The sequence below is a fragment of the Proteus columbae genome (genome assembly GCF_002777965.1).
In the GTDB taxonomy this organism is placed as follows: Bacteria; Pseudomonadota; Gammaproteobacteria; order Enterobacterales; family Enterobacteriaceae; genus Proteus; species Proteus columbae.
In genome coordinates this window covers 33,845-60,431 of sequence record NZ_NGVR01000022.1, presented here as the reverse complement: position 1 = coordinate 60,431, position 26,587 = coordinate 33,845, and the positions used below count along the sequence as shown (strand labels likewise).

Genomic DNA, 26,587 nt, shown 5'->3' with positions numbered 1-26,587 from the left:
ACATTGAGTTTAAAATCAAGAGAATATTTAGCCATAGAAAAACACCCCAAAGTTGGTGTCCAACTTTTGGGGTGCAGTTCAGATGCGAGGTTTTTTTTACTCAAAATATCATCAAAACCAACCTCATTTTGTAAAAGTGCATAATTTTTATGATTTAATGCATAGACAACCAAGTCAACTCTCCGTAAAATCTCGCTGTTTTTTAGTGTTTTTATCTTTATTTAAATTTGAGATATTCATATTTATTCTATTTACTGACCAAAAAACAAGAAAATACGCTATTTATTTACAATTTTAATCACGTAGGTAATTATCCTTGAATAAGAAACTTGGCTTAATATCACTCACCGCGTTAGTATTAAGCTCAATGGTTGGTGCAGGTGTATTCAGTTTGCCTCAAAATATGGCCGAAGTTGCCAGTCCTGCCGCATTGATTATTGGCTGGGTGATAACTGGCATTGGTATCCTCTTTCTTGCTACATCTTTATTACTCCTCTCTCGCCTTCGACCTGATCTTGATGGTGGCATTTTTACCTATGCGAAAGAAGGATTTGGTGAATTTATTGGTTTTTGTTCAGCATGGGGTTATTGGGTCTGCGCTGTTGTTGCTAACGTTTCTTATCTTGTTATTGTTTTTGCTGCCTTTAGTTTTTTTACAGATACACCCGAGAACGTTATTTTTGGTGATGGGAATACATGGCAGGCATTAATTGGAGAGTCAATCTTACTTTGGGTTGTTCATTTTCTTGTATTACGTGGTGTTCAAACTGCAGCAAGCATTAATTTAATGGCGACAATGGCAAAACTCCTTCCTTTAGGGTTATTTGTTATTGTCGCCCTATTAGCTTTCAATATGGATATATTTACCCTTGATTTTAAAGGTGTAAATCTGGGTGTCCCTGTTTGGGATCAAGTCAAAAATACCATGCTGATTACACTGTGGGTATTTATTGGTATTGAAGGCGCGGTCGTAGTCTCCGCAAGAGCTAAAAATCGTCGTGATGTTGGTTTAGCAACAGTACTCGCCGTTGTCATTGCATTAATTATCTATATTCTTGTCACTTTATTATCGCAAGGTTTAGTTAGCCAAACAGAATTGGCAGCGATGAAAAACCCGTCAATGGCACCGTTACTTGTTCAACTTATTGGTAGCATAGGTGAGATAATTATTGCAGCAGGTCTTATTCTCTCTGTATGTGGTGCTTATTTAAGCTGGACAATTATGGCAGCAGAAGTGCCCTATATTGCAGCACTACATCACTCTTTCCCTAAACAATTAGGGAAACAGAATAAAAATGATGCTCCTTCATCTTCATTATGGTTTACCAATTGTGCAGTCCAATTCTCTTTAGTTTTAATCTGGTTGACGGAAAGTAACTACAATACATTACTGACCATTGCATCAGAGATGATCCTTGTTCCTTACTTTCTCGTAGGTGCATTTTTATTTAAAGTAGCAATTGCACGTAATAGTCGCGCTTTATTATTAATCGCCATACCTGCAAGTCTATATGGTTTATGGCTACTTTATGCATCAGGCGTTATTAATTTATTACTCTCTGTCGTTCTGTATGCACCAGGTATCCTGATATTTTTATATACTCGAAAACAATATAAAGACAAAAGCCCCCTATTATTAGGTGAAAAAATCCTGTTAGCTTTTGTCTTATTTGGCGCTATTCCAGCATTGGGCTACTTAACTATTTACTAAAGACAATCTGAGAGATACTGAACAAACAGTATCTCTCTTACTCTCTCTTACTTCCCTTCAAAAACAATTTCACTTAAGTCAAAATTTTTTCCTGCTAAGCTGTTATTTTTAACATTGATGGTTAGGTGTTTATAAAGCAAGAAATATATTGTATGTTGTAACTAATATATGGATGACTATTTATTAGCTAGGTAATAAAAAACCCACAAGAAGCATAAGTTTTTGTGGGTCTAAAAATGTCACTATTAAATTAGTTAAAACTAATTTGTTCCATCGCCTGCAATATGCGCTTATCTGATATTGGATATGGTGTACCAATCTGCTGAGCAAACAGGCTGACTCTAAGCTCCTCTATCATCCAACGAATATTTTGCACTTCTTCTTGCTGCTTTTGTTTCTCTGTTAGCTTACCTAACCACTGTTGCCACTGTTGAATAACATTTTCAACTCGGCTCATTTGAGCGCGATCGCGATTTGGATCGATGGCCAGTTTTTCCATTCGTTTTTCAATGGCACTCAAATAACGAGGAATATCGGCAAGACGTTTCCATCCATGAGAGGTAACAAAACCAGGAAAAACTAACTGACCAAGTTGAGCTTTAATATCAGATAAGGCAAAAGCAACGCTAATATCCACCCGCCCTTTTAAACGCTTATTGATAGCAAATACTTGCGTTAAAATTGCTTCAACTTGTTTTGCTATTTCAACCACAGCATCGTTTAATTCAGCTCTGACATATTCTTGCAGTTTTTGATATTCATCTTCTTGCCAAATTAAACCACCATAAGACGCCATTAGTTTATCAACACCACAAGCAATACAATCATCAATCAACTCTAACACCTTTCCATAAGGGTTAAAGTAAAGACCAAGTTTTGCTTTATTCGGTAATTTCTCATGTAGGTATTTTATCGGTGACGGAATATTTAATAATAATAATCGTCTTACCCCTTCCCACATAGAAGCTTGCTGTTCAGATTCTGTTTCAAAAAGCTTAATACCCACACTATTTTTTTCATCAACGAGTGCAGGATATGCTTTCACTGAATAGCCACCCCGTTTTTGCTCATAACGCTGAGGCAAATCACCAAAACTCCAAATATGTAAATTTTGTTGTTCAATACCATCATCCGCGACTGCTGATAATGTTTCTTGCACTTTTTCCTTTAAGTTCTCTTTTAATTTATTGAGATCTTTACTTTCTGCCAGCGTTTTATTTTTATCGCCAACGACACGAAATGTCATTTTTAAGTGATCAGCAACTTGGTCAAGTTGCCAACTCTCCCTATCAACAGTCACTCCTGTCATACGACGCAATTCTTTTTCAAGTCTATCGAGTAAATCACCTTCAACTTGAGGTACACGCTCTAAAAAAGCTGAAGCATAGTTAGGTGCAGGTACAAAATTACGGCGAATAGGTTTTGGTAACGACTTAATTAATGCCACTATTAATTCATGACGGATACCCGGAATTTGCCAATCAAAACCTTCGTCTTTTACCTGATTTAAAATAGGTAATGGAATATGAACGGTGACACCATCAGCCGCAGTACCCGGTTCAAATTGATAGGTTAAGCGTAATTTAAGATTATCTTGATGCCAATAATTTGGATAATCTAGTGCGCTAACGCGTTTGGCATCATCTTTGATAAGCATACTTTTTTCAAAGTTAAGCAGATCAGGTGATGCCTTTTGCGCCTCTTTCCACCATTTATCAAAATGACGAGACGAAACGACATCCTGAGGTATTCGTTGATCGTAGAAAGTAAACATTGTTTCATCATCAACAAGAATATCTCGACGACGAGATTTATGCTCTAACTCTTCAACTTCTGTCCGTAGTTTTAAATTGTCACGGAAAAATGCATGACGAGTTTGCCAATCGCCCTCCACTAACGCATGGCGGATAAATAGCTCACGACATAAAAGCGGATCAATTTGACTGTAATTAATAGGTCGAGAAGCAACAATTGGCAAACCATATAGGGTCACTTTTTCATTAGCCATTACAGCGCCTTGCGCTTTTGACCAATGAGGTTCGCTATACTGATGTTTCACCAAATGTTCAGCAATAGGTTCAATCCATTCGGGTTCAACGCGCGCCGCAATTCGCCCCCATAAACGAGACGTCTCGACTAACTCTGCTACCATTGTCCATTTTGGTGGTTTTTTAAATAAACCCGAACCAGGATAAATAGAAAAACGGGCATTCCTTGCACCAGTAAACTCTTGTTTATCCGCATCTTTCTGTCCAATATGTGACAATAAGCCACTGAGTAGTGCAACATGAATACTTCTAAAATCAGCCGGTTCACTATTAACTGGAAAGCCTAATTCTTTAACAACTTGTCGCAATTGCGTATAAACATCTTGCCATTCTCGAACACGCATAAAGTTTAAAAATTCTTGGCGACACAGCTTTCTAAATTGGGAATGACTCAACTCTTTTTGTTGAGTTTTTAAATAATCCCACATATTTAAAAAAGACAAGAAATCAGAATCTTTATCTTGGAAGCGTCGATGTTTTTCATCAGAAGCTTGTTGTTTATCCATCGGTCTTTCACGAGGATCTTGAATTGAAAGTGCAGAAGTAATTACCATCAACTCTTTCACAGCACCATATTTACGTGCTTCAAGTACCATTCTCGCCAAACGAGGATCAATAGGAAGTTGTGCAAGTTGTTTTCCCATTGGGGTTAGACGATAAGCACCATTGTGGTCGGTTTCGTCTTGTAAGGCGCCTAGTTCCTCTAATAAACGAACACCATCTTGAATATTACGTTTATCGGGTGGCTGTACAAATGGGAAAGCACTAATATCACCTAACCCTATTGACGTCATTTGCAAAATAACAGATGCAAGGTTAGTTCTTAATATTTCAGGATCAGTAAATTCAGAACGTGAAATAAAATCATCTTCTGAATAAAGGCGAATACAAATACCATCAGAAACACGACCACAACGCCCTTTTCTTTGATTTGCTGAAGCTTGAGAAATAGGCTCTATTGGAAGTCGTTGTACTTTAGTACGATAACTATAACGGCTAACACGAGCAAAACCGGTATCAATAACATACTTAATACCCGGTACAGTTAATGAAGTTTCGGCAACGTTAGTTGCTAAAATAATTCGTCTGCCATTATGAGGATGAAAAATTCGATTTTGTTCACTGTTAGATAAGCGGGCAAATAAAGGCAATACTTCAGTATGGCGAAGTTGTAGTTTATTCAGCGCATCAGCAGTATCACGAATTTCTCGCTCACCGCTCATAAAAATAAGAATATCACCCGCACTTTCTCTACTTAATTCATCAATAGCGTCAACAATGCCATCTGTCATATCCTTATCACTATCAAGTTCGTCACCACCAATAGGGCGATATCTCACTTCAACAGGATAAGTCCGACCAGACACTTCTATAATCGGTGCTTGATTGAAATGTTTGGAAAAACGTTCAGGATCAATGGTTGCAGAAGTAATAATTACTTTTAAATCAGGACGTTTAGGTAATAGCTGCTTTAAATAGCCAAGAATAAAGTCGATATTTAAACTACGTTCATGGGCTTCATCAATAATAATAGTGTCATATTGTAATAACAGCTTATCTTGCTGTAATTCAGCCAATAAAATACCATCTGTCATTAGCTTAACGAGGGTATTATCACCGACATGATCACTAAAGCGAACCTTATAACCTACAGATCCGCCTAACGTACTTTTTAATTCATGAGCGATACGTTCAGCCACTGAGCGTGCAGCTAAACGACGAGGCTGAGTATGACCAATAAAACCCTTGATCCCTCGTCCTAATTCAAGACAAATTTTAGGGATCTGTGTTGTTTTACCAGAGCCTGTTTCCCCTGCAATAATAACGACTTGGTTATCTCTTATTGCATCATAAATGGCATCTTTCTTTTGACTAACAGGCAGGTTTTCTGGGTAAGTAATTTCAGGGCAATTGGCACGACGGTGAATTATCATCTGTTGTGCTGCTGTAATATCGTCTTTAATTGCACTTAATACCGCTTGTTTAGACTCTTCATTATTAATTTTAGCGACGCCACGTAGACGTTTTCTTAATCGTTGCTGCTCCCGCAACGATAATTGCTCTATTTCTTGATAGAGCGTGGCAGATGATAATGTCACCTTTTATTATCCTTTTTGAGGTTATTTTAATCAAAACTATTGAGTTCATAATATCACAACAGGCTATTTGCACATAAAGGCTTGATTAAATTTCTTAGTATATGATTTCATATAATCAATAATTTTGAATAGCATATTCAAAGGATTGTGATGTGATATTTTAAAGATTGGGTAAACTACTATTAACTAATAAATTTAAATAAATAGAACATTTTATAGACCACGAGAAAATAATGAAAAAGATCCTTGTACTGAAATCCAGCATTTTAGATAGCTATTCACACAGTAATAAAATGACCGATTACTTAATTGAAAATTGGCAAAAAAACCATAAAGATGACCTGATTACAGTACGTGATCTTGCTAAAAATCCTGTGCCTGCTTTAGATCAAGCTACACTATTTGCTTTTGGCAAAGAGGCAGCAATGCTATCGGATGAACAAAAAATAGCCAGAGCATTGTCGGATAAATTAATTAGTGAATTAAAAGCACACGATATGATTGTGATTGCTGCACCAATGTATAACTTCTCAATTTCAGCGCAATTAAAACATTATATCGATTTTATTGCTCGTGCAGGCGAAACATTTACTTATACAGAAGCGGGTGCTGTTGGTTTACTCGAAAACAAACAGGCTGTTGTATTAACAAGTCGTGGTGGTGTTCATAAAGATAAGCCTTCTGATTTGATTGTTCCATTCCTTACACAGTTTTTAGCTTTTATCGGTATCAATGACGTACAATTTATTATGGTTGAAGGTACAGCCTTTGGTGAAGAGTACGCACAGCAATCTCACCTACAAGCACAAAAAGAAATAGATACTGTAATTAGTATAAAAAATATTACCGCAAAATAATTAATTTTATCTTTTTATAAAAGCACCTAACTAGGTGCTTTTTTTATATCTAAATATTAAAAACATATCAATACCACTTAATTGTTTTTATAAAAAAGACATTATTAAATTATAACTAAAAAACATTAAAAGAAGATAATTCCAAGATAAGCCAATTTATTAAATAAATAGTTTAACACCTATATCTTCAATAAGATTTTATTACTATTTATTCTTTCATTCACCATAAAAATAAACATATTTAATTCAATTAAATTTGATTTTAAAAAGATACATTAATAATATTTTTTGGCTTCTAGAGATAAGAAGATTACTAAATAATTTTATTAATCCAACAAATGGAATTTGAAATGAAAAAAAATTTACTCTCAATATTCATTCTATCTACAACTTTTTTATCAGCTCAATCAAATGCTGTTGAATATAAAGATGATATAGGAGGTTCGGTTGATATTTCTGGACGAGTAACGACAAGTCTTAAATGTACATTACAACCTATAGCACCGGTCCGATTACTTCCCGTTCAATCAAATAATTTTACAGAAACTCATTTAGCTAACGTAGACTCACAATCAATTGAAATAATTTTTTCAAATTGTGATGACTCATTAAGAAATATAAAACTAGAAGTTAAAAATCAAGGAAGAAGTACATTACAAAATACAACAACGACCGATAATAATGGTAGTAATGTGTCTGTTGCCATTTTAGATACAGATGGAAATATAATCGATTTATCACAGGATAACCCTCTAGCGCTTAAAACAAATATTGATCAAGAACAACGCACTGCAAATTATACATTTGCTGCTAATTATAAAAAACCAGAGGATACCGAAGCTACACCAGGAATCGTAACAGCTAGCCTAAATTTTGATGTCATTTATTCTGATGTCGCTAGACAAGACTAATTTAAAATTAGACAAAACTGGGTCTCCAGTTTTGTCTTAACATTACATATTTATTATTAATAATATTACCTTAGCAGAAAATAATAAAAAATGATTGATAAAATAAAACTTACCATATTATATATAGTTATCACTTTTCCTATTTATGGTTATACATCAATAGAAATAAATAAGGATAAATTTATTTTTATTGAGAGTAAAGAACAAGAAATTATTGAAATAAAAAACAGTACAAATAGTGATTATTTTATACAAAGCTGGATTTCAAATTATGATGATAATAATAATGCTGAGTTACCTTTTATGATCACCCCGCCACTCTTTAAAATAGAGAAAGATGAAAATTACTCTTTGAAGATTATAAAAACAGACGAAGTAAAACAAAAAGATAGAGAAACATTATATAGAGTAAATATTAAAAGAATACCTTTACTATCTGACTCAGATGAAGACAAAAATTTATTACATATCTCAATGAATTCTATTTACAATTTAATATATAGACCGATATCAATCGAGAAAGATGCAATGGATGCATATGAAAAAATACAATTCTTAAAAAATGAAAAGAATGAATTTGTTGTAAACAACCCTACACCTTATTTTATAACTTTAATTAAAGTCAATTTTGAAGGAACTCTTTTTATTGATCAAAGTAAAACTATCCCACCCTTTAAAAAATATAATACAAAAAAAATAATCAAAAAAAATGGATTGATAAAATGGAAAACAATTGATCAATATGGTATGGAAATAAACGCAACTGAAAAGGTAATTATTAATGAATATTAATTCAAAAAAAATAGAGATCACTTTCTTTATTTTAATGATTACTTTCAACAACAATTCTATTGCTAAAAATAAACATCTTTCTCTTTATTCTCATTCATTTTCTAATGTTAATGATGAAACAATAAAACTTCTTCTTGAAAATAAAAAACCTGAAGGATTCTATCATTCTATTATTCATATTAATAATAGAAAAAAAATGGTGAAACTTCTCTATTATAAAGATGTAAAAAATAAATTAACGCCATGTCTTTCTGTCAACGACTTACTAACACTTGGTATTGATACTGATTTTTATAAAATCACAAAAGAAAATCAGGAAATAACTCCTTTAAGCGATTATTCTATTGATTTTAAATACCAATTTTCCAATCAAAAATTAAATTTAATCATTCCGCAAAAAGCATTAATCAAAAAAACAGACTATGTCATCAATGAACAAGATTGGGATGACGGAATTACTGCATTATTCACTCAATATTCCTATTGGATTAAATATCATCAGAAAAAATCGACTGAACAAAAACTAAATTTACACTCAGGTATTAACATGGGAGCTTGGCGTGTACGTAGTCAAAGTAGATTTAATTGGAGGAAAGATCGTTATCAATCTAAACTGTCATCAATTTACACCTATCGTCAAATTAATTCTTTTTCTTCTCTTTTTTATGGGGGCAAATTTTCACCTACAACACGAATATTATCAAATGATAAAATTATTGGCTTTCAATTAATATCCAATAATTTAATTGCAAACAAAAGTCTTTATGCTAACAGCCCAATTATTGAAGGCATTGCTGATACTCAAGCTGATATTATCATAAAACAAGGTGATAAAGTCATTTATGAAACAACGGTTCCTCCCGGCCCTTTTCTTTTAAATTCATTACCTTCAATAGGAAGTGAAAAACTCACTTTGGAGATCAAAGAAACAGACGGAAGAGTAAAAGTTTCGACACACTATTTCACATCATTACCTAATCAATTAAATAAAGGGAGTTATCAATATAATATCATCTCAGGCACATTACCTGACCATCCTAATAACAAAAAACCTCTTTTTCTTTTAGGTGAATTTTCATATGGCCTTAGCCAAAAAATCACTTCTTACAGCGCAATAAAAAAACATGATAAAAGACAAAGCTATTTATCAGGACTATCTCTAGATTTAGGTATTTTAGGTGGTTTAGCAACAAATATAAGTTATGAAAAAAATGATAATAATAAAATAAAATATCAATTTCGTTATCAAAAAAATATACCAATAGCACAAACTTATTTTACTTCTAGACTGTCATTTTATCATTATTTAGATGATTTTTTATTAGAGGATAAAATTAAAAAAGATCGCTCATTCTCTTTATCTAAAGATATTAATGAACTAGGTTATTTTTCTTTACACTATCATGATAAATCATATCATAACTCATCTAAAATATTTGAAATTGGAACGTCATTTTCATCTTCAGTAAATAAAATAAACTATAATTTAAAGTATGATTTTAAAAAAGAGAAATATTTTTCTGATCACTATTTTTCATTTAATTTTCATATTCCTATAGGTAATATTGAACATCATCATTGGATGAATAATCAAACTAGTTATCAAGTCAATGATAAGCGTTATACAAATAGTACAAATGTAGGCGGTTCATTGCTTAATAATAATTTAGGATATTCTATAAACTATCAACATTCACATCACCCTAAAAGAAAATATAATCAATTTTCTGCTAACTCACGCTATCAAAATAATTTTCAATCTTATAGTTTCTCTGGAAGAAAATCAGAAAATCATTATAACTTTAACTTATCAGTTAATGGTGCATTAGTACTCCACTCAGAAGGGATTACTCTAACACCCCGTCTAAGTAAGACCTTTGCTTTAGTGAATACACAGGGTATTACAGGTATTAAAACATCATTTTCACCTCATTTAGAAACAGATATTTTTGGGAACTTAGTTTTAAATAACATAACACCTTATCGAATAAATAAAATCAAACTAAATGCGGCGACACTCCCCCAATCCGTTGAAACCGAATATTATAGTAAAAATATTATTCCGACATTAGGTGCAATATCTAAAATTACTTTTCCAATGAAAATAGGCTATCGTATTATTTTTAAATCAATAACATCCCTTCCCTTTGCCTCAAAAGTTACCGTACTAGATAAAGAGAATAATATTATTTCACAAGGATTAGTGTCAGAAAATAATATTATTTTTCTTTCTGGAATTCCTGAACATGGATTAATAAAAGTAAAATGGGGAGAAGATAAACATTGTCAATTTAATTATAATTTGAGTTCCGATGAAAATAAAAAAAGCCTGATAAAAAAAGAAGTTAATTGTCTTTAATTCAAAAACAAAAGTACTAAATATGAAAAATAAAAAATATTTCGCCTATTTGATTATAATTTTACTCTATTCATCATTCTCATTTTCATCACCTCCAAGGCGTGGTGATCACGATATCCCACTAAGTTGCGATATGGACTATATATATGAAAATACGAATGATCGCTTTTCTATTAGCGAAAATGATTTTTTATCATATGAGAAAGGAGAGTTAGCGAATATTGATCCTCATATCATTCTTATTACTATAAAAGAATGTTCGAAAAGTAACGGGAATATTCGTTTAAAAATTGAAAACTCGAGTATTGATAATACAACAGGTTATTTGAAAAATATGATTAGTGCCTCTAATGCAAGCAGTAATATCGCTTTTCAATTATTGTACAATGATGAAGAAAGACCCATAAATCTTAATAAAGAAAGTGAATTTACTGAAGAACTGATTGATGGAGAAGCTGAGTTCTATTTTTTAGTTAACTACGTTAAAAAAGATAATAAGCCCCCCGCTTCTGGTTATATACGTTCAAATATTCATTTTATTGCCATGATTAATGACGATATTGTTAATTTCAATGGTAATGACTAATAATAAAAAAGCACGATAGAAATTTATCATATATCGTGCTTTTAAAATAAATAAGATAAAGTTAAATATACATTTAAGAATTAACTATTTCTTTACCCATTTTCCATTAATACCCTTTACAAACTCACCTTCATTAGCTCTTGCGACTAATTTTTCACCTGCAAGTCGAGCAACTGAATCAGGTGTTACTTGGTTAGTTTTAGCAATTTCAGCATATTTTGCTTTTCTTGCTTGATTTACTTCATCAACAAGTTGTTGCGCTTGTTTGTTATTTGTCTGTACAAGCTCAATATAACCGCTAAAGGTTTCCCCAACTAACCCTTGTGATCTCGCTTCATCAAGTGTTAATGCCACGGCATTGGTACTCGCTAAAGTCAACATTAGCGCAAAACTTAAGAGATATTTTTTATAATTCATCATTTATCCTTTAAAAAATGGCGCTGTTATTTTTTAAGAGGTCTTCAACTTGTCGGTCTATTTTTACATTAATTTCATGTTCAATTTTTACATTCATATTAATGTTAATGGGCTTATCCGGTGTGGCGACTTCTAACCGAATACATCCTGTTAATGCTGATATTCCCATCATCAAAGCTGTTAGTAAGAATAGTTTTCTTAAGAATAATGGTTTCACTCTGACTCACTCCCTAAATCTGATAAGCTCTTTTCTAACCACTCTTCCAATTGTGAACCAAATCGTAAACTTCGCCATAATTGGAAGACATTTTCTTCATGTCGATAATTTAAATTAACTTGTCGACGTTTATCTTCTAGAGGATTCGTTCCATTGATTTCCGCTTCTAATACCAACTCCCCCAAATTACTTAAATTAACGCGAGTCCAAGAACGGCTGATCTCTAAATAGCGCAACCATGCCATAGCAACGCCCGCAGACATATTACTTTCATCAATAGAATCCACAAAATCCTTATCAAGTCTTAACGTTAAATAAGATGAATTAGCCAGCCAACCATCTTTAATAATCCATTGATTATTATTAATAAAGAATGGAAATTCGCCGCTAACTTTACCTGATGCAGCAAATTGCGTCACTTTTAATAAAGTAAATAAGTTACTTAATTGAATATTATCAAGCGAAATAATCGCGGCATCATGTTGTGGTATAGCGAGTTTTGCCAATGAAATAGTTCCATCAAGCATGGCGACATTCACATTAGATAAGATTAATGGTTTATTTTCTGTTGCAGGATAAAAACCTTGAAGATCTGCTGTAATATCCGTCATTTCAAAGAGATTATTAACACGCTTTATCCGTAGCTGAACAGGCTGTTTAACACCTAATTGCCACTCATCCCCGTTTAAACGCCAAGGTAGAATAAAATCTAAACCTTCTAAAACGCCATCTTTAAGCCACATTCCACCTTGTTTAACCACAAGGTGTCCACCAGCAACAAGCCCTTGTTCTGGTGCAATAGAAAAATCTGCTTGTGTGTAAAGTTCACCTTTATCAAGAGTGATCCCTAAATCTTCTGGCAATAGCGATTGAAAAACATTAATCGATTGTGAAGGCCAACGCATTTGACCTCTTAATCTCGAACCATCCCAACGTGTATTAATTGCAATTGGTCCTATATTGGGTTTAGCACTTAGTTCGCCTTTTACATTAAAATTAAAAGGCGATTCACCACTAACCGTAGCAATAAAATCTATCTTATCTAAAAAACCACCAGCAGGAAAATCAATACGTTGGCTCGTTAATTTTAGCTTTCCATTAAATGTTGGGTTTTTATCATCTCTTATCCAACGAAATGGGCTTAACAAAGATAATCGTGGTGCAGTCATTACAGAATGTTGATATTTTAAAACATCAAAACCTGTATTAAGCTTTTCAAAACTGACTAATTTATCAGCCCAAAAGCCCGTTCCTGCAATATCCCAACGCGCTTTTAATGGTAGTAAATTTCCATCTCCCCAATAGCGCCATTGCCAAGTCCCATTATCAGGTAAAAAATCAATGGCTTTACCTTGAAAATGGATACGGTAATCCCCCCAAATACTATCTTGGGCGACGACTATCGCATTTAAACGCCCATTAAAACCTTTTGATGAAAGTGTGGTTCCGGCTAAAGGTAAACGAGCATCTGTGACGGTAAGCGTTTCAGTAACTGGCCCTTTAAAACGAAACAAAGAACCGGATTGAAATTCAACAGTAGGATCTGTCAACATACCCGTGACTTTAACCGGTAATTGCGCACTAGCTTGCATTAATTCTTTATTAACAACACCAGTGATTTGAATAGGGATTTGGGCATCTAACCAATTTACTGCCGTTTCAGGGATAGATATCACTAAATTTCCTTTCCCCGCATTGCCTTCTGTCACCATGTTTAATCGTGCAGTTAATCTTAAATCTGTTAATCCTTTTTGCCATTGGGCAATATTAATATTTACACCGCCTCGCAAAGGTTGATCTAATCCAAACCATTCCCAACGACCTTTCTCAATAACAATAGTTTCAGATGTGACTGTCCACGGTAATAAAGCCAATGCGTGACCACCACCTTGTTCAGCAACTGAAATAGTGCCAGATTGTCCTATCCATTCAAGAATAAAAACTAAAGGATGAGCATAATGAGAAGTTAATAATGTTGCACTAACGGTACCCTTTTCAGGTAATGACGCTATATCCAGAGGAAGTGCTATTTCAGCTGCAAGTTCAATATTATTGTCATCAGGTAAATTTACTTTAAGCTGTTTAATATCAAGCCACTGATTATCTCTAATAAAAATACCCAGTTGAGCATTTTTTCCTTGGTAAGTGATTAATCGCCCATTGTTTTGTGTTTTTAGCTGCAATGCACCTTGATAACGAGCATTTTCTTTTAAGAGCACATTATCGATATTAATAGATAAATGAGGTATTGAGGTTAGTAGTGAATTTATCTCAAGTGGAACAGTTGCTGTTTCTTCTTGCTTACTGGCAGGCATCATTGAAAAACATTGTTCATCAATGACAAGTTGTTGGCTATTAAATTGCAGTTTATCAATCTGCTCTTTTTGATAAGAGAAAACAAAGTTATCAAGATTAGCTAAAGTGCAGCTCTCTGTCTTTAATGCAATGTTTTCAATTGAAACACCCATACGCTGTAACTTGGGCTGCGATAAAGAAAGTGTTACACCTTCAGGTAAGTAATAATGGGCAACAACAGGTAACCAACGAGGAATAGACACCCATAAAGCAGTGCCTATTAGAGCTGTACCTAGTAGTATCGTCCCTGTCCATTTGATTGTTTTTCTTAACAACACATCATATTCCTTTTAAACAAACCTGAATCATCCACTTACCTCGTTAAATTGTTTATAATGATAGTATTAATTTCTTTCATATTGGGGCTGGATAATTCTTGTTTTTCCAGCCTCTGAATAAAATTTTAATCGAGAGTAGAGAAGACTGGATGAAAATCGTTTCCTATAGTACTAAACATTATGATCGTAAGCACATGGAATGGGTCAATCAACATAATGGATACCATTATGATATTGAATATTTCGATTTTAATCTGACAGAACAAACCGCAAAAAATGCCGTTGGCGCTGATGCTGTCTGTATTTTCGTCAATGACGATGCAAATCGTGCGGTTTTACAAGAACTGGCTAGCCTTAATATACGCATCCTCGCGTTACGCTGTGCAGGATTCAATAACGTCGACTTAGAAGCCGCCGCTGAATTAGGCATAACTGTTGTCCGTGTTCCTGCTTACTCACCAGAGGCTATTGCAGAACACGCTGTTGGTATGATGCTGTCACTTAATCGTCGTATACACAGAGCTTATCAACGTACTCGTGATGCTAACTTCTCATTAGAAGGCTTAACTGGCTTTAATATGCATAATCGTACTGCCGGTATTATTGGTACTGGTAAAATAGGATTAGCAACATTACGCATATTAAAAGGCTTTGGCATGAAGTTACTTGCTTATGATCCTTATCCAAATCAAGCAGTACTTGATTTAGGTGCCGAATATGTCGATCTGGCAACGCTCTATGCAAATTCTAATGTTATTTCGTTGCACTGCCCGTTAACTGCAGATAATCATCATCTATTAAATGAAACTGCTTTTTCACAGATGAAAGATGGTGTGATGATTATTAACACCAGTCGTGGTGCATTAATTGACTCCGCGGCTGCAATTAATGCATTGAAGCAAGGCAAAATTGGTGCGCTGGGAATGGACGTTTACGAAAATGAACGCGATCTTTTCTTTGAAGATAAATCAAATGACGTTATTCAAGATGATATTTTCCGTCGTCTTTCTTCTTGTCATAACGTGTTGTTCACAGGGCACCAAGCATTTTTAACAGAAGAAGCACTAATTAGTATTAGTGAAACGACACTACACAACATTAAAGATGTTGCTTCAGGTAATGAGTGCGTTAATCAGATCAAAGCTTAATTCTAAGTATTAAGAATAAATGTAGTAAAAAGCCCCTTCGCCATAGATTAACGAAGGGGCTTATTTTATTTATTATCGATACAACACTTATTTTTCTTGAGTATCGACAGCTTCTGTTGAATGCATTGGATCAAAACGTGAAAGAGTTTCTTTCTCTTCATCGACTTTAAATTGTGAAACCAATTTAGCTAATTGATGAGCTTCATCATCCATATTTGCTGTGATAGCGGCTGATTCTTCAACCAATGCTGCATTTTGCTGAGTAACGGTATCCATTTCACTGACAGCCAACGCAATTTGGTTAATACCCATGCTTTGTTCATTGGAAGCAAGGGCAATCTGTTGCATAAAGTCATTTACCTGATTAATGGTTGTAACGATCTCTGACATTGAACGTCCAGCTTGAGCAACCTGCTGCGAACCAACATGTACTTTATTAACAGAGTGCGTAATCAAATCATTGATCTCTTTCGCAGCTTCCGCACTACGACTGGCTAAACTGCGCACTTCAGATGCAACAACGGTAAATCCTCTACCTTGTTCACCTGCTCTTGCCGCTTCAACCGCCGCATTCAATGACAAAATATTCGTTTGATTGGCAATGCTGTTAATAATGTCATTGATATCTGCGATTTTCTTCGCGCTTTCAGAGATTNCACCTGCTCTTGCCGCTTCAACCGCCGCATTCAATGACAAAATATTCGTTTGATTGGCAATGCTGTTAATAATGTCATTGATATCTGCGATTTTCTTCGCGCTTTCAGAGATTGAAGACATCGTCTCTACCACGCTATCCATCACATTTTCACCATTTTGAGCAGATGCTGTTGCTGTTAGTGCTAATTTGCTGGCTTCGCGCGAGTTATCAGCATTTTTCTCAACCGTTGTTTTGATCTGTTCCATACTGGCAACTGTTTCTTGTAGCGCACTGGCTTGCTCTTCAGTGCGAGAAGATAAATCCGTATTTCCTGTCGCTATTTCACTTGCACTTACACTGATGGTATTTACTGCATTTTTGACAGATGCGATCATATGACTTAATGAATTTTTCATCTTATTCATTTCATTGAATAATTGACCAAATTCATTAGTACCATGATTATCCACACGCATGCTTAAATCGCCTTGGCTCATCTTACTAAAGATATTGATTAAGATTTTAATATTGCCAATAAACGTATGAGAGAACCAACGTAATATAAAGATAAATAAAAGAATAACGATAGTACCAGTAGAAATCGACACTAACATCAAGCGTTCTTGGGATGTTTTTGCAATATCGATATAGCTATTTTCAATACCATTAGCAACCGCATAGTATTGCATGGTGATATCATTCAGCTCATCCATTTTAACACTGGCAGAGTGTGTTGTTAGCTCACCTTTACGCAGTCTATCTAGTGCGCCAGTGAAGATATCAAGCAGTTCATCAAAACGCTTTGTCATATCATCGGCCAATTCTCGCCCTTCTAGGGTGAGTTTTTCCGTATCTGACCAACGGTGGATCTCTTCACGCGTTATTTCAATATATTCTGCGGTTTGGTGAAAGTATTTTGCTGAGGGTTTTTCATTAACGCGTAATTGCCCATCTAACCCATTAATATTTGCCCTGATCACGGCCATTTGATATCGCGCTTTGCCCATAAGTAACATTTGCTGGCTTAGGCTATTTGATGAAACGAAATTATTATAGGATCGAGTGGAAGCATCATAACTAAAATAAATAATGCTCATAATCAACGCAAATAAAATGGCCAGCATGACCTTAACGGTCTTTTCTATACTGATATTTTTAAACATGGTCATATTCCATCAAAATATACAGAGTTTTTTATCTGTACATTTGTAAGATATCAGAATGCACTCTTTCTCTGATAAAGAGCATATTCCCTGGTGTCAATAAAATAAGGCTCAGATTTATTCATTAGAATATAAAGGTACATAGGATCTACCTTTGTTTATAATGTCGGTAATAATGAGGGAAAACTTTAGAGCACAGTGAAAACCATTTTTCATTTATGAAATAAACGATTGTTTTATCCATCCAGATACAAATTAACTATACAATATCCCGCAATGAAGGTGATTTTACTCAGAAAAAGATAATTTATTAATTATTTTTTAGTTTTTGTGATTTTATTTATATACTTTCACCTTAAGTTTTAATAGGTATATCTACCTATTAACATTAATTTATTTAATTTTGAGATTAATTTATAGTAAGTTTTTAACGTGTTTTATTTCCAAAAAAATAAAGCAGTTTCTAAAAACTGCTTTTATTGTTTATTTATTATGAGTAATTTAACTTTATTAAGAAATTTAAATAATTTTTTCTATTAATAGTTTTTCAGTTAGTTCAATAAGTCTTATCACATTTAATGGAGTTTCTATTTTTTTAACTTCGTCCAAAGAAAGCCATTGGAAAGATTTATTTGTTAATTGGCTATTTTTTAACGGCTTACAAAGATAAATCATATCAATGTGATAATGAAATCCTTGTTTTTTATCGTGGATGGGTTCTTTTAAAATGGCGAGAGGTTTTACAAGTTCAATAACATCATTATTATTTAGGTTAAGGCTAAACTCCGGTTGATAGCACAGACACTCACACAGTAAACCTGTTTCTTCTTCTATTTCTCTTAATACTGCATTTTGTGGCTCTTCATTTTCTTCTATATGACCACCTGGTGGTAACCAACAACCTATTTTAGAATGTAAATGAAGAAGGAATTTACCCTGCTCATTGAATACAATGCCCGTTGCGGTGAAATGGCTCTTAGGCATTTCTATTGTCATAATATTCTGATCCTTTACTCTATTTATTTTTATCCAATGTACATTACACCTATCATTATTTTTGTACTATTTATGGTTTTTCGCATTTATCGAAGATTGTTTTATTCCCATTAAAAAATCAGAAAATATCGTTTTAAAATCCTTACAGGCATTTTCAGGTAATGTAGTTTCATTCTTTAAATTAATCGCGATATGCGTGACAAATCCATAAATTAAATTCACAACAATATCAGGAGAATAAGTACAAATTTCTTGTCTATCATAGAGGGTATCTACACATTTTCTAATTCGAGGAATAAGAATTTGTGAATCTATTTCGTCCCATTCTTTCCAACCTAGAACGGAAATTATTTCTTGTAAGGGAATAAGCTTATCTTTATGTTGATAAATATGATCAACACAGAAACTAAAAAGAACCTCTAACTCTTGCCACTGATCATCATAGGTAGGAATTTGAACCAATTTTTTGACAACTTTATCAACCTGAAAAAGATAACACTCTTTTAATAGGGCTTTCTTATTACTAAAATGGTGATAAAAAGCCCCTTTCGTTACCCTTGCATGACGTGATATTTCATCAACGGAAACATCACAATAGTTCTGATTTATAAATAGTTCTTGTGCCGCTTCACGTAATGCAGAGCGCGTTTGCTCTGAATTCTCTTGTTGCCGTGATTTTATTTTCATGATAAAACCCTTAAAACATACCATAAGTATGTAATAATATATGGGTATCAGTTTCGTGTAAACTGAACAAAATATTTTCAGGAAATTATCATGTCATCTCAGTACAATGGGCTTACCCCATCAAATACCTTATCCACTTTTAATATAGAAATTATCAAAGAACTTCTGCTCTGGATTGAGGTAAATCTGGAAAAACCGTTGCTACTTGATGATGTTGCGATCCGTTCTGGTTATACAAAATGGCACTTACAGCGCGTATTTAAGCAAGCAACAGGATTAACACTTGCTTCGTATATTCGAGGAAGACGTTTAACAAAAGCAGCGACCGAATTACGTTTAACCAAATTGCCTATTTTGACTGTGGCGTTGCGTTATCAGTTTGATTCTCAACAATCATTTACACGTCGTTTTAAAGCCACGTTTGGTGTAACACCTACGGAATACCGTAAACTTGATAATCTTTGTGGTAATAACTTTCAACCACCAATCAATTTTGATGTTGTTGATTTGCCTATTCCTAAAATTATGGAGTTACCTGAAAGCCATGTTTATGGAATGCAATATCAATATTTTTGCTCTATTGAAGATATAGGCAAATTGCACGAAGATATTCGTCACCAATTTTGGAATGATTTTTTACTGTATACGGATAAAAACTTTACAGAAAGTACTGTGCTTATCTCATACCAACCAAATACATTACGTAAAAATAAAATCCAGATTGATTATGAAATTGGGTTAAATAGCTTAGATCATTTTACAAAAACCAGTGGTTTTAGAAAAAGAGTGATTGAGGCAGGACGTTATGTCAGATTCCAATTTAAAGGAACGCTGGACGAATATAAACAATTTGCAATGAAAATTTATTTTTACACTCTGCCTGCATTAGGCTTATGTCGTCGCTTAGGCGCTGATATTGAAAGATATATCAGTATAGAAACTGATGTTGATTTAATGGAATTACCAAAAACCTTAGAGATTGATTATTTCGTTCCTATTCATTAATGATCCTCAAATAGCTTGAATTTTCAGGCTATTTTATTAAAAGTAGATTAATTTCATAGTGTCTATCTATGCGATAAGTTTTTCATCACTTGTTTTTGTACCATTATTCACTAAATTAGCTGTTTACTTATTATTAAAATAAAATTTCGTATTTCCTCCCTATAAAAACAAATAAGGTGATCATGCGTATTTCACTTCTATTTTTACTCTTTACTTTTTTGCTTCCCTCTTTTGCAAGTTATGCAGCAATATCGACACATCTACTTCCACGAAAAGATGGGAGTGAAATTAGCTATTACTTAGATGAACGAGCTGAAAAAAATCAAACTCTATTAGTATTAATGCAAGGCTCTGACTGTAACAGCATTAAAAACAACATATTTATCCAAGAAACCTTTGGTCAATGGTTACCAAATAGTGATGTTTTAATGGTGGAAAAATACGGTATTACCGCCCAATTACCTTATTCACAATATGATGGTGAACGTGTTGATTGCCCTAAAAGCTATAAGCGTCATGATAATCCCAAACAACGTACCGAAGATTATGAGGCTGTGTTAGATATACTATCCTCACGATATCCGAATATTATTTTAATTGGAGGCAGTGAAGGCGCTACAATGGTGCATTTAGTCGTAACTAAGCGCAATGATATTAAAGCAGCTATTGCTCTGAATGGCGGGGGGCGTTTTTTTCTTGATGACGTTCTTTATAATATCCGTCATACCACGCCAAAGGAACATGTTGAAGACGCGCTGAATGGCTTTCAGCAATTTGCTGACGCAATAAAAAATAATCAAATAGATGATGAACAATTTATAAGCGAACACAGTAAAATATGGTGGCAACAATTTTTTGCTATCGATTTACTTAAAGTCATTAAAAGTAATCAACACACCCCTGTATTAATAATTCAGACACTTAATGACACTAATGTAAATGTCGATGCATTTTATCAATTAAACCAAGATATCAACCAGCCTAATGTGACATTCATTAAATATAATAAGTTAGATCATGGGTTTTATAATGAACAAGGTGAGCGTTTAACGAATGAAATAATCAATGATATACAGCACTGGTATGCGCGATATATGAAATAATTTTATTTTTTTCATTGGCTCGCATTCTTATTATCCTATACTTAAAGAGTAGCAAATTTGCTTACTAACTGATTTAAAGCAGGATCTTGATATCGTTAATTCTATATAATGATAATTATTCTCTCTTTTAAGTTTGGGATAAGAATGGAAAGCACGACTTCACTTTTACGCCTTGATAAAATAAATTATCGCGTCAATGACAAAACTATCCTTGATAACATCAGCTTTGAACTTCAAACCTCTGAATTTAAACTTATCACAGGTCCTTCAGGTTGTGGTAAAAGCACCTTACTCAAGATTGTCGCTTCTCTACTATCACCCACCAAGGGTTCAATTTTTTTTGAAAATAAAGACTATTTAACGTTGTCCCCCGAAGAATATCGTCAACAAGTTTCTTATTGTACTCAAACACCAATGTTATTTGGTGAAACTGTTTACGATAACCTTAAATTTCCTTATTTCTTACGAAAAATCTCAGTGGATGATAAGAAACTGGCACATGACTTGGATTATTTTTGTTTACCTGAATCTATTATGAAAAAAGGAATTAATGAACTTTCGGGTGGTGAAAAACAGCGAATTTCACTGATTAGAAATCTACAATTTATGCCAAAAATCTTATTACTTGATGAGATAACAAGTGCATTAGATGAAGATAATAAAGCAAAAGTGAATGATGTTATTCACCACTATGTTAAAGATCAAAATCTTGCCGTGTTATGGGTCACGCACGATCAAAATGAAATAAAACATGCTGATGATGTGATCTTATTACCTTCTCACAATGATGCCTGATTTTTTATTTCTTTATCAGTCACCCTTTTGTTATGAGCGAACATAATATTATGAACGAACATACGATAAGCAATGAATCTCTGATTTTCTCGCTTTTATTAGTTCTCGTGGCTATTTTTATTAGTCGCAAAGAAAAACTAGCTTTAGAAAAAGATATTATTTGGAGTACAGCAAGAGCCATTGTTCAACTATTAATTGTTGGCTATGTCTTGACCTATATTTTCCATGTTGACCATTTTATTCTCACCTTCTTAATGGTGTTATTTATCTGTTATAACGCAGCGCATAATGCCAAAAAGCGAAGTAAATACGTTAAAGATATTTTTCTGATCTCTTTTACTGCTATTACAACTGGGGCATTATTAACTTTAACTATTTTATTGCTCACTAGTTCAATTGCTTTTACACCCATTCAAATTATTCCTATTACGGGAATGATTGCCGGTAATGCAATGATAGCGACAGGGCTTTGTTATAATAATTTGGGTCAACGTTTTCAAAATCAGCAACAGCAATTGCAAGAGATGCTAAGCCTTGGTGCGACACCTAAATTAGCCTCAATGAGTATTATTCGAGATAGCATTAAATCTTCATTGATCCCGACCGTTGATGCTGCAAAAACTGTGGGTATTGTGAGTTTACCGGGCATGATGTCAGGACTTATCTTCGCCGGTGTTGATCCATTACAAGCCGTTAAATACCAAATTATGGTGACTTTTATGTTGATGGCAACAGCCAGTATCTCAACCATTATTGCTTGCTATTTAACCTATAAGAAGTTTTTTAATCAGCGCCATCAGCTTATTAATTTTGAAAACCGCTAACTATGGTTATTTAGCTATAGCTATTTGACTAGTCCTGATATAGGTTGACAACTTTTCAGGACGGGTCATCCTTAAAACAAAAAGCGCCTATAAAGGCGCTTTTTAATGAAAATCAGAAATTAACCACGTCCTTTCGGACGATTAAGAATATGATCTTCCCAATCTTCAACTTCAGTTTCTGGCACCGCAATATATCTTACGGAAATATTGCCTTGGTGCATTTTTGCTTTATTACCTGCAAGAAGTGGATGCCAACTTTGTAACGTTTTGCCTTCTGCTAATAGGCGATACGCACATGTCATTGGTAGCCACTCAAATGTTGGTAAATTATACCGTGTAAGCTTTATACAATCTGGCTCATAACGGAAACGATCTTCATAATTACTGCATTGACAGGTTTTAATATTTAGCTGATTACAAGCGACATTGGTAAAATAAATTTCATCTGTGTCATCATCCATTAACTTGTGTAAACAACACTGCCCACATCCGTCACAGAGTGATTCCCACTCTTCATCACTCATTTCATCTAATGTTTTAGTCTGCCAAAAAGCCTGTGTCATCTCTACGTTATTACCTTATTGCTCATCTAATACAAATTAAATAACCCGCGTTGTCAGCTGATGTTCATTAACACTTAATACCAACATATCACCTGATTCTAGAGGACCAACACCTTCAGGTGTCCCCGTTAAAATCACATCACCAGGACGTAGGGTAAAAAAGCGAGACATATAGCTGATAAGGGGTAAAACAGGGGTTAGCATATCACGACTGTTACCTTGCTGACGAATTTCGTCATTAACACGTAACATTAAATCCGCATTTTGCGGGTCGCCAAATGAATTGACAGGGATAAAACCTGATAATGGTGCAGAGCCATCGAACGCTTTACTTTTTTCCCATGGTTGCCCTGCTTTTTTCAATTTACCTTGTAAATCACGTAATGTGAGATCAAGACCAAGACCGAAACCCGCAATTGCACGATCAACTCTATCTTCATTAGCTTGCTTAAGTGGCTGACCTATAAGTACTGCTAATTCTATTTCGTGATGAACCGCTCCCATATCTTTTGGGATAGCAATAGGTTGGCGAATATCACACATTGCTGTTTCTGGTTTGATAAAGATAACCGGCTCTTCTGAGCGAACGGATCCCATCTCTTTAATGTGATTGGCATAATTACTACCAACGCAAATCACTTTATTGACAGGAAAATCAAGTAATGCACCTTCCCAATCACGATGTTGATACATAATGTGTTCCTTTTAGGTAAATTGCTGTGTTTTATTTCACTGTAAAAACGCGATTAACTCGCGTTAGGTAGTGAATTTATTTTATTAGCAACGCCATCAGCCATTGTGACAATGCTGAGGGCAAAAAAGTAAGAGCTGTTCCAATGCATAATCGTACGGAAGTTCTGTGTCACTAAATAGCTTCTGTGCAAATCATCATCAGGAATAATTAACCATACAGGCATAGCATCGTTCAATTGGCTATTTACAGGTAATTGAACACCCAACGCTTTCCATTGAGCGACCGTTTTTTTCTGTTCGGTCTTAATACCTTCAAGCTGTTGGTTAAAATCTACCGATAAAGTAACCTGTTCACCCCAAGGAAGTCCACTTTTCCAACCTTCAGTCGCTAAATAGTTAGCAGCCGAAGCAAATGCATCTTCTTGAGTATTCCAAATATCGATTTTTCCATCACCATTGCCATCTGCAGCATAAGTTAGGAAAGAAGATGGCATAAACTGAGTTTGCCCCATAGCACCTGCCCAAGAGCCTTTGAGGCGCTGTCCTTGAGGGATATGCCCTTCTTCAATAATCTCTAATGCTGCCATTAATTGACGAGCAAAGAGTTCTTCTCGACGACCTTCAAACGCGAGCGTTGCAAGTGCGGAGACAACATCTTCTTTACCTTGCACCTTACCAAAACCACTCTCAAGTCCCCATAACGCAACAATATAGTTTGCAGGCACACCATATTTTTTGCTGATTTGTTCTAGGGTATCTCGATTCTCTTGGTAAAGCTTAGCCCCTTGGTTTAAACGACCATTGGTGACAATACGTGGTAAATAAACATCGAGAGTGATTTTCTTTTCCGGTTGATTTCGGTCTGATTTAATCACTCGTTCAATAAAATGTGCTTCTGAAAAAGCAAAATCTATTGTTTCTTGTTTATATCCCAATTGAACTGCTTTCAATTTTAACGCTTCAACATAAGCAGGAAATTGTGCAGAAGTACGAGTTTCTTTAGGAAATGCTTGTTCTAACGATGCAACATTCACTTGTTTCCATCGAGGCATGTTTTGTGTTTCAACTGCCTTTGCCTCTGGTGCAATAATTTGTCTTTCAGCCAACTTTTGTTGGCTATTAGTACACGCAGATAACATAAAACCGGAAACAATCACAGCGATGAATGAATATTTGAACATTTATGCTCCTTTTATCTCGATGATTTATTCAGTTTTTTCTGATTTTTTTAATTCATCTAAATAAGCATTTAACATACTTTCGACAGGGGGTGGAACTTGTAAGTAAAAACCCTGCTCAACTAATGCTTTTTTGACTTTTTCAATGTCAGCATGCGCTAAACGCTGTCTATCCGCGAGATTAAGCAACATTGAAAACTGTGGTTCGCCAAAACTTTGTAATAATTCGTCCGGAATTCGAGAGAAATCATCCTTTTTTTCGATGTATAAATAAGTTTGATCACGTTTGGTACTACGGTAAATTGCACAAATCATTTTCATTAAACTCTAATTATTAAAATAAGCGACTTGCCTGAATATTTTAGTAAATATAACATGCTTATATACTTTCGTAATATCGTCTCTGGTTTTTTGTGCCAGATTATAAAAAATTTACTGAGTCAGATAGATGTCAAACACGCCCATTGAGTTAAAAGGCAGTAATTTTACCCTTTCAGTACTCCATTTAAACGATGGAACACCGAAAGTTATTCGTCAGGCTATTTCAGAAAAAATTGCACAAGCGCCTCAATTTCTGAAAAACGCACCTGTGGTTATCAATGTCTCTGCTTTAGCAGATGAAAATATTGATTTTAAAAAACTGAGGCGAATTGTAGAAGATGCTGGCTTACGAGTCGTGGGAATTAGTGGTAGTTCAAACGCTCAACAGAAAGAAGCGATAATTGCCGCACAGTTACCTATCTTAAATGAAGGTAAAATAGTTAAGCCAAGCACTCAGGCAAATAACGATAAAACGAATGAAGCACCGGCAGTTGTTCGTCAAAAAACAAAAATCATCCATACTCCTGTTCGTTCAGGTCAGCGCATTTATGCTCAAAATAGCGATTTAGTCGTTATTAGTAATGTGAGTGCAGGTGCTGAATTAATTGCTGATGGTAATGTTCATGTCTACGGTGTGTTACGTGGACGTGTGCTGGCAGGCGCATCGGGTGATAAAGAGAGTCATATTTTTTGTACACATCTGTCTGCTGAACTTGTTTCTATTGCTGGTCAATATTGGCTAAGCGATCAAATTCCTACAGACTTTGTTGGTAAGTCAGTACAACTGAGTCTGCAAGAGAATGAATTAACAATCGAGAACTTAATTTAGAGCATCGACAAGGAA

The 26,587-nt window shown here is 34.4% G+C and carries 23 protein-coding genes; 12 read left to right on the top strand and 11 right to left on the bottom strand.

The genetic code is table 11. The features are described from left to right. Window positions 1–316 precede the first annotated feature (316 nt). Window positions 317–1,711: a basic amino acid/polyamine antiporter gene (locus CBE70_RS11025; protein ID WP_100159384.1), complete on the top strand. Its 1,395-nt coding sequence runs from the start codon at window positions 317–319 to the stop codon at window positions 1,709–1,711. Between the two features lie 250 nt (window positions 1,712–1,961). Here the strand turns inward: CBE70_RS11025 and hrpA are convergent, their stop codons facing one another. After that, window positions 1,962–5,858, bottom strand: a complete 3,897-nt coding sequence (gene hrpA, locus CBE70_RS11020) for an ATP-dependent RNA helicase HrpA (RefSeq protein WP_100159383.1) — start codon at window positions 5,856–5,858, stop codon at window positions 1,962–1,964. Between the two features lie 233 nt (window positions 5,859–6,091). Between hrpA and CBE70_RS11015 the strand changes: the two genes are divergently transcribed. The 5 genes from CBE70_RS11015 to CBE70_RS10995 all read left to right on the top strand — a co-directional run bounded on the left by CBE70_RS11015 (window position 6,092) and on the right by CBE70_RS10995 (window position 11,363). Continuing rightward, on the top strand, window positions 6,092–6,715 hold the full coding sequence (locus CBE70_RS11015; RefSeq protein WP_100159382.1) for an FMN-dependent NADH-azoreductase: 624 nt from the start codon (window positions 6,092–6,094) through the stop codon (window positions 6,713–6,715). 350 nt (window positions 6,716–7,065) lie between these two features. After that, window positions 7,066–7,626 (top strand): fimbrial protein, encoded by a 561-nt coding sequence (locus CBE70_RS11010; protein WP_157926007.1) that lies wholly within the window; start codon window positions 7,066–7,068, stop codon window positions 7,624–7,626. Between the two features lie 90 nt (window positions 7,627–7,716). Then, window positions 7,717–8,418, top strand: coding sequence for a fimbrial biogenesis chaperone (locus tag CBE70_RS11005; protein ID WP_100159380.1), 702 nt, complete (start codon window positions 7,717–7,719; stop codon window positions 8,416–8,418). Then, entirely contained in the window at window positions 8,408–10,777 is a 2,370-nt protein-coding gene (locus CBE70_RS11000; RefSeq protein WP_100159379.1) for a fimbria/pilus outer membrane usher protein, read from the top strand. The genes CBE70_RS11005 and CBE70_RS11000 overlap by 11 nt, the downstream gene beginning before the upstream one ends. A gap of 22 nt (window positions 10,778–10,799) precedes the next feature. After that, the gene (locus CBE70_RS10995) at window positions 10,800–11,363 is read left to right on the top strand and encodes a fimbrial protein (protein WP_100159378.1); all 564 of its coding nucleotides are present in this window, start codon (window positions 10,800–10,802) and stop codon (window positions 11,361–11,363) included. 84 nt (window positions 11,364–11,447) lie between these two features. Here CBE70_RS10995 and CBE70_RS10990 read toward each other — a convergent pair whose 3' ends face one another. From CBE70_RS10990 to CBE70_RS10980, 3 genes are read right to left on the bottom strand one after another with little or no spacing between them, the layout of a single operon-like run. Next, window positions 11,448–11,780, bottom strand: coding sequence for a YdbL family protein (locus CBE70_RS10990; RefSeq protein WP_100159377.1), 333 nt, complete (start codon window positions 11,778–11,780; stop codon window positions 11,448–11,450). Between the two features lie 10 nt (window positions 11,781–11,790). Further along, entirely contained in the window at window positions 11,791–11,997 is a 207-nt protein-coding gene (locus CBE70_RS10985) for a YnbE family lipoprotein (RefSeq protein WP_100159376.1), read from the bottom strand. Next, window positions 11,994–14,630, bottom strand: coding sequence for a YdbH family protein (locus CBE70_RS10980; protein ID WP_100159375.1), 2,637 nt, complete (start codon window positions 14,628–14,630; stop codon window positions 11,994–11,996). Before CBE70_RS10980 ends, CBE70_RS10985 begins: the two co-directional genes overlap by 4 nt. Before the next feature lie 149 nt (window positions 14,631–14,779). Between CBE70_RS10980 and CBE70_RS10975 the strand changes: the two genes are divergently transcribed. After that, window positions 14,780–15,778, top strand: coding sequence for a 2-hydroxyacid dehydrogenase (locus CBE70_RS10975; protein WP_100159374.1), 999 nt, complete (start codon window positions 14,780–14,782; stop codon window positions 15,776–15,778). Window positions 15,779–15,865: 87 nt separating this feature from the next. Here the strand turns inward: CBE70_RS10975 and CBE70_RS10970 are convergent, their stop codons facing one another. The 3 genes from CBE70_RS10970 to CBE70_RS10960 all read right to left on the bottom strand — a co-directional run bounded on the left by CBE70_RS10970 (window position 15,866) and on the right by CBE70_RS10960 (window position 19,261). Next, on the bottom strand, window positions 15,866–17,578 hold the full coding sequence (locus CBE70_RS10970) for a methyl-accepting chemotaxis protein (RefSeq protein WP_100159373.1): 1,713 nt from the start codon (window positions 17,576–17,578) through the stop codon (window positions 15,866–15,868). 519 nt (window positions 17,579–18,097) lie between these two features. Beyond that, window positions 18,098–18,574 carry an NUDIX hydrolase gene (locus CBE70_RS10965; protein ID WP_232797391.1) on the bottom strand — a complete coding sequence of 159 codons (477 nt, stop codon included), beginning with the start codon at window positions 18,572–18,574 and terminating at the stop codon, window positions 18,098–18,100. A 66-nt stretch (window positions 18,575–18,640) separates the two neighbouring features. Then, window positions 18,641–19,261, bottom strand: a complete 621-nt coding sequence (locus CBE70_RS10960; protein WP_100159372.1) for a TetR family transcriptional regulator — start codon at window positions 19,259–19,261, stop codon at window positions 18,641–18,643. A 90-nt stretch (window positions 19,262–19,351) separates the two neighbouring features. On the opposite strand from CBE70_RS10960, the gene CBE70_RS18625 reads away from it, so the two are divergent. From CBE70_RS18625 to fetB, 4 genes are all read left to right on the top strand, one after another. Further along, window positions 19,352–20,266: a helix-turn-helix domain-containing protein gene (locus CBE70_RS18625; RefSeq protein WP_100159371.1), complete on the top strand. Its 915-nt coding sequence runs from the start codon at window positions 19,352–19,354 to the stop codon at window positions 20,264–20,266. A gap of 182 nt (window positions 20,267–20,448) precedes the next feature. Continuing rightward, window positions 20,449–21,369 carry an alpha/beta hydrolase family protein gene (locus tag CBE70_RS10950; protein WP_100159370.1) on the top strand — a complete coding sequence of 307 codons (921 nt, stop codon included), beginning with the start codon at window positions 20,449–20,451 and terminating at the stop codon, window positions 21,367–21,369. Window positions 21,370–21,513: 144 nt separating this feature from the next. Further along, complete coding sequence (fetA, locus tag CBE70_RS10945; RefSeq protein WP_100159369.1) at window positions 21,514–22,164, top strand: iron efflux ABC transporter ATP-binding subunit FetA; 651 nt, start codon at window positions 21,514–21,516, stop codon at window positions 22,162–22,164. Between the two features lie 50 nt (window positions 22,165–22,214). Continuing rightward, window positions 22,215–22,988, top strand: coding sequence for an iron efflux ABC transporter permease subunit FetB (fetB, locus tag CBE70_RS10940; RefSeq protein WP_088496032.1), 774 nt, complete (start codon window positions 22,215–22,217; stop codon window positions 22,986–22,988). A gap of 119 nt (window positions 22,989–23,107) precedes the next feature. Here the strand turns inward: fetB and CBE70_RS10935 are convergent, their stop codons facing one another. The 4 genes from CBE70_RS10935 to CBE70_RS10920 are packed head-to-tail and all read right to left on the bottom strand — an operon-like array spanning window position 23,108 to window position 25,737. After that, window positions 23,108–23,551 carry a YcgN family cysteine cluster protein gene (locus CBE70_RS10935; protein ID WP_100159368.1) on the bottom strand — a complete coding sequence of 148 codons (444 nt, stop codon included), beginning with the start codon at window positions 23,549–23,551 and terminating at the stop codon, window positions 23,108–23,110. A gap of 36 nt (window positions 23,552–23,587) precedes the next feature. Then, complete coding sequence (locus CBE70_RS10930) at window positions 23,588–24,244, bottom strand: fumarylacetoacetate hydrolase family protein (protein WP_100159367.1); 657 nt, start codon at window positions 24,242–24,244, stop codon at window positions 23,588–23,590. A gap of 53 nt (window positions 24,245–24,297) precedes the next feature. Continuing rightward, window positions 24,298–25,425, bottom strand: a complete 1,128-nt coding sequence (locus tag CBE70_RS10925) for a lytic murein transglycosylase (protein ID WP_100159366.1) — start codon at window positions 25,423–25,425, stop codon at window positions 24,298–24,300. Between the two features lie 24 nt (window positions 25,426–25,449). Then, entirely contained in the window at window positions 25,450–25,737 is a 288-nt protein-coding gene (locus CBE70_RS10920) for a YcgL domain-containing protein (protein WP_069369136.1), read from the bottom strand. Between the two features lie 133 nt (window positions 25,738–25,870). Here CBE70_RS10920 and minC point away from each other — a divergent pair, with 133 nt between their 5' ends. Then, window positions 25,871–26,572 (top strand): septum site-determining protein MinC, encoded by a 702-nt coding sequence (gene minC, locus CBE70_RS10915; protein WP_023582091.1) that lies wholly within the window; start codon window positions 25,871–25,873, stop codon window positions 26,570–26,572. The last annotated feature ends 15 nt before the right edge of the window (window positions 26,573–26,587 follow it).

Coding starts and splice junctions, on each gene's coding strand:
- CBE70_RS11015 (WP_100159382.1), top strand. CDS start 6,092: ATGAAAAAGATCCTTGTACTGAAATCCAGCATTTTAGATAGCTATTCA.
- minC (WP_023582091.1), top strand. CDS start 25,871: ATGTCAAACACGCCCATTGAGTTAAAAGGCAGTAATTTTACCCTTTCA.
- CBE70_RS10960 (WP_100159372.1), bottom strand. CDS start 19,261: ATGAAAATAAAATCACGGCAACAAGAGAATTCAGAGCAAACGCGCTCT.
- CBE70_RS10995 (WP_100159378.1), top strand. CDS start 10,800: ATGAAAAATAAAAAATATTTCGCCTATTTGATTATAATTTTACTCTAT.
- CBE70_RS10925 (WP_100159366.1), bottom strand. CDS start 25,425: ATGTTCAAATATTCATTCATCGCTGTGATTGTTTCCGGTTTTATGTTA.
- CBE70_RS10965 (WP_232797391.1), bottom strand. CDS start 18,574: ATGACAATAGAAATGCCTAAGAGCCATTTCACCGCAACGGGCATTGTA.
- CBE70_RS11005 (WP_100159380.1), top strand. CDS start 7,717: ATGATTGATAAAATAAAACTTACCATATTATATATAGTTATCACTTTT.
- CBE70_RS10935 (WP_100159368.1), bottom strand. CDS start 23,551: ATGACACAGGCTTTTTGGCAGACTAAAACATTAGATGAAATGAGTGAT.
- CBE70_RS10930 (WP_100159367.1), bottom strand. CDS start 24,244: ATGTATCAACATCGTGATTGGGAAGGTGCATTACTTGATTTTCCTGTC.
- CBE70_RS11010 (WP_157926007.1), top strand. CDS start 7,066: ATGAAAAAAAATTTACTCTCAATATTCATTCTATCTACAACTTTTTTA.
- CBE70_RS10950 (WP_100159370.1), top strand. CDS start 20,449: ATGCGTATTTCACTTCTATTTTTACTCTTTACTTTTTTGCTTCCCTCT.
- CBE70_RS10975 (WP_100159374.1), top strand. CDS start 14,780: ATGAAAATCGTTTCCTATAGTACTAAACATTATGATCGTAAGCACATG.
- CBE70_RS10990 (WP_100159377.1), bottom strand. CDS start 11,780: ATGAATTATAAAAAATATCTCTTAAGTTTTGCGCTAATGTTGACTTTA.
- fetB (WP_088496032.1), top strand. CDS start 22,215: ATGAACGAACATACGATAAGCAATGAATCTCTGATTTTCTCGCTTTTA.
- CBE70_RS18625 (WP_100159371.1), top strand. CDS start 19,352: ATGTCATCTCAGTACAATGGGCTTACCCCATCAAATACCTTATCCACT.
- fetA (WP_100159369.1), top strand. CDS start 21,514: ATGGAAAGCACGACTTCACTTTTACGCCTTGATAAAATAAATTATCGC.
- CBE70_RS11000 (WP_100159379.1), top strand. CDS start 8,408: ATGAATATTAATTCAAAAAAAATAGAGATCACTTTCTTTATTTTAATG.
- CBE70_RS10920 (WP_069369136.1), bottom strand. CDS start 25,737: ATGATTTGTGCAATTTACCGTAGTACCAAACGTGATCAAACTTATTTA.